Source organism: Corynebacterium sp. (assembly GCF_012837295.1).
Taxonomy (GTDB): Bacteria; Actinomycetota; Actinomycetes; order Mycobacteriales; family Mycobacteriaceae; genus Corynebacterium.
Map to the genome: position 1 here is coordinate 1 of NZ_DURI01000121.1, position 4,623 is coordinate 4,623.

At 68.9% G+C, this 4,623-nt stretch carries 5 protein-coding genes; 4 read left to right on the forward strand and 1 reads right to left on the reverse strand.

Annotation, left to right across the window (positions count from 1 at the left end):
• Window positions 1-35 precede the first annotated feature (35 nt).
• The 4 genes from ftsX to GX015_RS04085 all read left to right on the forward strand — a co-directional run bounded on the left by ftsX (window position 36) and on the right by GX015_RS04085 (window position 4,071).
• The gene (gene ftsX / locus GX015_RS04070) at window positions 36-938 is read left to right on the forward strand and encodes a permease-like cell division protein FtsX (RefSeq protein ID WP_291342987.1); all 903 of its coding nucleotides are present in this window, start codon (window positions 36-38) and stop codon (window positions 936-938) included.
• 84 nt (window positions 939-1,022) lie between these two features.
• Window positions 1,023-1,925, forward strand: coding sequence for a polyphosphate kinase 2 (gene ppk2, locus GX015_RS04075; protein WP_291342988.1), 903 nt, complete (start codon window positions 1,023-1,025; stop codon window positions 1,923-1,925).
• A gap of 150 nt (window positions 1,926-2,075) precedes the next feature.
• Window positions 2,076-3,125, forward strand: coding sequence for an enoyl-CoA hydratase/isomerase family protein (locus GX015_RS04080; protein WP_291342989.1), 1,050 nt, complete (start codon window positions 2,076-2,078; stop codon window positions 3,123-3,125).
• Window positions 3,126-3,258: 133 nt separating this feature from the next.
• Window positions 3,259-4,071 (forward strand): DNA-formamidopyrimidine glycosylase family protein, encoded by an 813-nt coding sequence (locus tag GX015_RS04085; protein ID WP_102211667.1) that lies wholly within the window; start codon window positions 3,259-3,261, stop codon window positions 4,069-4,071.
• Window positions 4,072-4,098: 27 nt separating this feature from the next.
• Here the strand turns inward: GX015_RS04085 and GX015_RS04090 are convergent.
• Window positions 4,099-4,623: MinD/ParA family protein (locus tag GX015_RS04090; RefSeq protein WP_291342992.1), on the reverse strand; the 525-nt coding region annotated here is incomplete at its 5' end.

Consider the following 4,623-nt stretch of genomic DNA (forward strand, 5'->3'; position numbering starts at 1 on the left):
CGACGACTGAGAATCAAGGACGCAGGTAAAAAGCGATGAAGACCCGCTTCGTGCTCGGGGAAGCCCTCTCCGGATTGACCAAGAACGTGACCATGACGGTGGCGATGATCATCACCACCGCCATCTCGCTGGCGCTGCTGGCGTCGGGCCTGCTGGTCACCGGCATGACCAACGACACCAAGGACCTCTACCTCGACCGCGTCGAGATCCTCATCGAACTCGACGAGGCCATCTCCGCGGAGGACGAGACCTGCGGCTCCGACGCCTGCGCCGAGGTCCGCGAGACCCTCGAGGCCGAAGACGGCGTCGAGCAGGTCACCTACCGCAACCGCCAGCAGAATTACGAGCACTTCGTGACGCTGTTCGAGGACACCGACCCGGCGCTGGTCGCCAACGCCACCCCGGAGTCGCTGCCCGCCGTGCTGCTGGTGCGCCTGGAGGACCCGACCGACGTGTCGCCGCTGGACCCGGTGCGCGACATGGAGCAGGTCGTCCACGTCACGGACCAGCGCGAGGACATCGGCAACGCCGCGTCCAACCTCGACTCGATCCGCAACGCGACGTTCCTCATCGCCGGCATCCAGGCGCTGGCGGCGATCTTCCTCATAGCGAACATGGTGCAGATCGCGGCGTATTCGCGCCGCACCGAGGTCGAGATCATGCGCATGGTCGGCGCGACCCGCTGGTTCACGCAGGCCCCGTTCGTGCTGGAGGCGGTCATCGCCGCGGTCATCGGCGGCGTGCTGGCGGTCGCCGGCCTGTTCGCCGGCAAGGCCGCGGTCATCGACCCCGCCATGCAGGGCCTGTATCAGGCGCAGCTGATCGCGCCGGTGACCAACGCCGACATCTGGCTGGTCGCACCGATCATCGTCGTCGTCGGCGCGCTGTTCGCGGGCATCACGGCGCAGGTGACGCTGCGGTTCTACACGCGGCGGTAGGCGTCGCAAAGCGGCCGCGGCCCCCGGCGAAGGTCACACCCGGGGAGATTCTCGGGAAGGGTGACTCCGGGTAAACTTCCTGTCATGACCAACGACGACGTGCAGCGCCCGCCGAAGCTCAAGAAGAACGCCTACGAGAAGGAGCTCAAGCGCCTGCAGGCCGAGCTCGTCGAGATGCAGCAGTGGGTCGTCGAGACCGGAGCGCGCGTCGTGGTGATCATGGAGGGCCGCGACGCCGCGGGCAAGGGTTCCGCCATCAAGCGCATCACCCAGTACCTGAACCCGCGCACCTGCCGCATCGAGGCGCTGCCGGCGCCGACGTCGCGCGAGTCGGGCCAGTGGTACTTCCAGCGCTACGTGGAGAAGCTGCCGACCGCGGGCGAGATCGTCATCTTCGACCGCTCCTGGTACAACCGCGCCGGCGTTGAGCGCGTCATGGGCTTCTGCACGTCGCAGGAGTACCGCCGCTTCCTGCACCAGGCCCCGATCTTCGAGCGCCTGCTGGTCGAGGACGGCATCATGCTGCGCAAGTACTGGTTCTCGGTGTCGGACGAGGAGCAGGTCAAGCGTTTCGAGTCGCGCCGCGAGGATCCGCTGCGCCGCTGGAAGCTGTCGCCGATGGACCTGGAGTCGATCACCCGCTGGGAGGACTACTCCCGCGCGAAGGACGAGATGTTCATCCACACCGACATTCCGTCGGCCCCCTGGTACACCGTCGAGTCCGAGGACAAGAAGCGTTCGCGCATCAACGTCATCAGCCACCTGCTGTCGACCATTCCGTACGAGCACATCGAGCGCGAGATGCCGACCATCCCGGAGCGCCCGGCGTCCGAGGCGTCCTACGAGCGCCCGCCGCGCACCGAGTTCCGCTACGTCCCCGACGTCGCCCGCAAGCTCGAGGAGGGTGTGGTCAAGGCCGCCAAGAAGGCGAAGAAGGCCAAGGCGGATTCCGGCAAGGCCAAGTCCGGCAAGTCCGACAAGAAGTAATTCGCTTTACGACGCCACGACCGTCCACGCAGCTGCGCGTGGGCGGTCGTTTCGTCGTAAAGCAGTCCCGTGGGGGAGCGGGTGTAGTTTGCGCGAATCACGGTTAACTTTTTGTGGCGGCCGGGTGTGTCGTGTGCCACACTGGTCGGCATGACTGAATCGGTGATCAAGGACGTTTCCGGCCGCACGGGCCGACTGACCCTCAACCGCCCGAAGGCGCTGAACTCGCTGGATCTGGGCATGGTGCGGCACATCAACGAGGCCCTCGACGCGTGGCGCGACGACGACGCCGTCGAGCAGGTCGTCGTCGTGTCCGAGCACCCGAAGGCGTTTTGCGCCGGCGGCGACGTCCGCCAGGTGCGCGACGCGCAGGTCGCGGGCAACTCGGCCGAGGGCGACGCGTTCTTCTCCGAGGAGTACGAGATGAACGCCGCGATCGCGGAGTTCCCGAAGCCGTACGTCGCCGTCATCGACGGCATCGCCATGGGCGGCGGCCTGGGCGTGTCGCTGCACGGTTCGCACCGCGTGGTCACCGAGCGCGCCTCGGCCGCGATGCCGGAGATGGCCATCGGCTTCGTGCCGGACGTGGGCATTTCCTGGTTCTCGCAGCACGTCGACACCGCCTCCGGCCACCCGGAGCCGGCCATCGCCCGTTTCCTGGGGCTGACCGGTTACCGCCTCAACGCCGCCGACCTGCTGTGGGCCGGCTGGGCCACCCACTTCGTGCCGCAGGATTCGCTGGAGAACTTCCTCCGCGCCGTCGACGCCGACGGCATCGAGGCGGCGCTCGACGAGTTCGCCCGGGACCACTCCGAGGCCGGCGAGTCGAACCTCGCCGCGTTCGCGCCGTGCGCGCGCCAGATCTTCGGGTTCGACACGTGGCGCGAGATCGAGAACGCCCTCGACGGCGGCAAGTGCTCCGGCGAGGAGCGCCGCGTGATCAACGACCTGCTGCGTTCGGCCGCCCCGACCTCCCTGGTCGCCGGCGCGGAGCTGTACGCCGCCAACGCCGCCGAGGGCGTCGACCTGCGCACCGGCCTGCGCAACGAGTACGCCATCGGCCGCATCCTGCGCCATGACCCGAACTTCGCCGAGGGCGTCCGCGCGGTGCTGGTGGACAAGGACCGCAACGCACAGTGGCAGCCGAAGACCACCGGCGAGGTCGACGCGACCCCGTACCGCGAGGCCGTCGAGAAGTAGGGGCGGCCAAGCTCTGCGCGCCGCGCATTGGCGGCGACACCGCCCTGGAGCGACCACGCTGCGCCGCTAGACCCCCGCGCGAAATGACCGGCCGCCCCGATGTCCGCATCGGGGCGGCCGTTATGGTTCAGGCATGCCCGAAGGTCATGTCATCCATCGTCTCGCGCGGGATTTGAACGCGCGCTTCGCGGGCCGTCCGCTGTCGGTGACCAGCCCGCAGGGGCGGTTCGCGGCGGAGGCCGCGCTGGTCGACGGCCATGAACTCGCCCATGCCGAAGCGTGGGGCAAGCATCTGTTCGTGGAGTTCGACGTGCCGCGGCCCGACAACATCATCCACATCCACCTGGGGTTGATCGGGCACCTGAAGTTCGAGGGGCCCGATGACGTCGCCGGCCAGGTGCGGCTGCACGTCTCCAACGGCGAGGAATCCGCGAATCTGCGCGGCCCCCAGTGGTGCCGGTTGATCACCGACGAGGTGCGGTCGGCGGCGATCGCGAAGGTGGGGGAGGACCCGCTGCGCGGCGACGCCGAACCCGGCGCGATCGTCGATCGCGTGCGCCGGTCGCGCCGGCCCATCGGCGCGCTGCTGGTCGACCAGAAGCTCTACGCCGGGGTGGGCAGCATCTACCGGACCGAGACCCTGTTCCGGTTGGGCATCCACCCGTTGACCCCGGGTGCCGCGCTGGACGCGGGGACCCTCGGCGACATGTGGGACGATCTGCGCGAATTGATGGAGGACGGCGTCCGCGTCGGCCGCATCGACACCGTCCGGCCCGAGCACATGCCGGAGGCGATGGGCCGGGAGCCGCGCGCCGACGACCATGGCGGCGAGGTCTACGTCTACCGCCGCACCGGCCGGCCGTGCCACGTCTGCGGAACCCCGGTGGCGGAGACGCCCATCGAGTCCCGGCGCGTTTTCTACTGCCCGACCTGCCAGCCGGTCTGACTGGCCCCGGTCTGGGCCCCGGCTCACCTACCGGTGCCGCCCGCCGGGCTGGGCGAAGTCGTCGGCGATCATTGCGGCGAGCTCCCGGTACGCCAGCCGCGTCGCGGGCTTGAGCAGCTCGATGTCTATGTCCGCGCCGCGGGCGACGTGCGGGTCGTGCGGGATCACCTGCACCGCACGGCATCGTTGGCCGAACAGGTCCCGCAGCGATTCCGCGTCGACGCCGACGTCGGTGAGCTGGTTGACCACCACGACCGTGGACGACACCAGGTCCGCCCAGCCGTGAGCGGAGAGCCAGTCGAGGGTCGCCCACGCGGACCTCGCGCCGTCCAGAGCGGGCGTCGCCACGAGCACCAGGCAGTTCGCCTGCGCCAGGATCGACCCCACCGCGCCATGGACGATTCCGGTTCCGCAGTCGGTGAGCAGGATGTTGTAGTGCCGTCGCAGGATGTCCAGCGTGCGGTCGTAATCGATGGCGGAAAACGCCTCGCTTATCGACGGATCCCGCTCACTGCCCAGCACCTCCAACCGGGAAGGGGCCTGGGTCGTGTA